This is a genomic window from Myxococcus dinghuensis, from assembly GCF_024198235.1.
Taxonomy (GTDB): Bacteria; Myxococcota; Myxococcia; order Myxococcales; family Myxococcaceae; genus Myxococcus; species Myxococcus dinghuensis.
This window is the reverse complement of the sequence record NZ_JAKCFB010000122.1, coordinates 1-1123: the sequence shown is the minus strand read 5'-3', so window position 1 is coordinate 1123 and position 1123 is coordinate 1. Positions and strand designations below refer to the sequence as shown.

At 67.4% G+C, this 1123-nt stretch carries 1 protein-coding gene; it reads left to right on the top strand.

Going from position 1 to position 1123, the window contains the following annotated elements:
• The first annotated feature begins 408 nt into the window (after positions 1 to 408).
• Positions 409 to 936, top strand: coding sequence for a fruiting body development fimbrial-like coat protein PRU (gene pru, locus LZ198_RS42800; RefSeq protein ID WP_253977938.1), 528 nt, complete (start codon positions 409 to 411; stop codon positions 934 to 936).
• Positions 937 to 1123 lie beyond the last annotated feature (187 nt).

Genomic DNA, 1123 nt, shown 5'->3' with positions numbered 1-1123 from the left:
ACCCGCGGACGCGTGCGGAAGGATTCGGGCGGTGGAGGTGCAGCTGGAGACGGACCGGGGCGTGATGCTCCAGTCGGCGAAGGTGTCCGGAGCCGGCGCCTGCAAGGACATCGCCTCCCAGCCATGAGGCGACCGTCATGAGGTGAGCTTGCGTGGCCGCGAGGAATTCCAGCGCGCGGCCCGCAGGTGGCGCGAGGCGAACATCGACCTGGTCCTCGGGGGAGGGACAGACAAAGACAATCGCAGACACACGACGGCAGGCCCCGTTGAAGTGCCATGAACCTCACGGGCCAACCGTGCAGTGGTGAGTGTGGTGCGCAGGGGGCCTTGGCGTTCGGAGGATGGGCGTCCAGGTTGGGAACGCCAGACGGCCGCTGGAATCCACCAGCTCTTGCTGGAGCCTTGCTCATGAAAGCATTGAAGACCGCAGTCTCAGCCGCGACCGTGGCTGCCGCCCTCCTCGCGACCGCTTCCGCACACGCGGCGACCGCGACCGCCAACCTGACCATCTCGGCCACCGTCGGGTCGGCCTGCAGCATCAACTCCGGGACGCTGGCCTTCGGCGCGTACGACCCCGTCATCGTCAACTCGAGCCTGGGCGTGGACCTGCTCGGCTCCGCCTCGATGACCGTGCAGTGCACGGCCCTGGGCAGCGCGGTCGTGACGCTCGGCCAGGGCTCCAACGCGGGGACGGGTTCGACGGACGCGGTGCCGCTGCGCCGGCTGAAGAACACCACCTCCAACAACTTCCTCAACTACTCCCTCTATCAGGACCTGACGCGCCTGGTGGTGTGGGGCAACACGTCCGGCACGGGCCTGCCGTACCTGGGCACCGGTCTGCCGATCCCCGTGCTGGTCTACGGCACCATTCCGAAGGGCCAGAACGTCGCCTCCGGCACCTACAACGACACGGTCGTCGCCACGCTGACGTTCTGAGGTAGGCCCCCATGGATACGCGGCGTTCTTGTCGGACGGGTGGCCTGCTGGCCCTGGCGTTGATGGCTTGGGTCATTCCTGGTCGTGGGGATGCCGCGGCATTCGAGGTGAATCCCGTCCGGTTGGAGTTGGATGGTGAGTCGCGCGCGGTGGTGTTGAGCGTCCGGAACCAGTCGTCCGAGACCCA

What these genes read in the sequence shown, in the direction of transcription:
- pru (WP_253977938.1), top strand. Translation starts at nt 409, where the DNA reads ATGAAAGCATTGAAGACCGCAGTCTCAGCCGCGACCGTGGCTGCCGCC.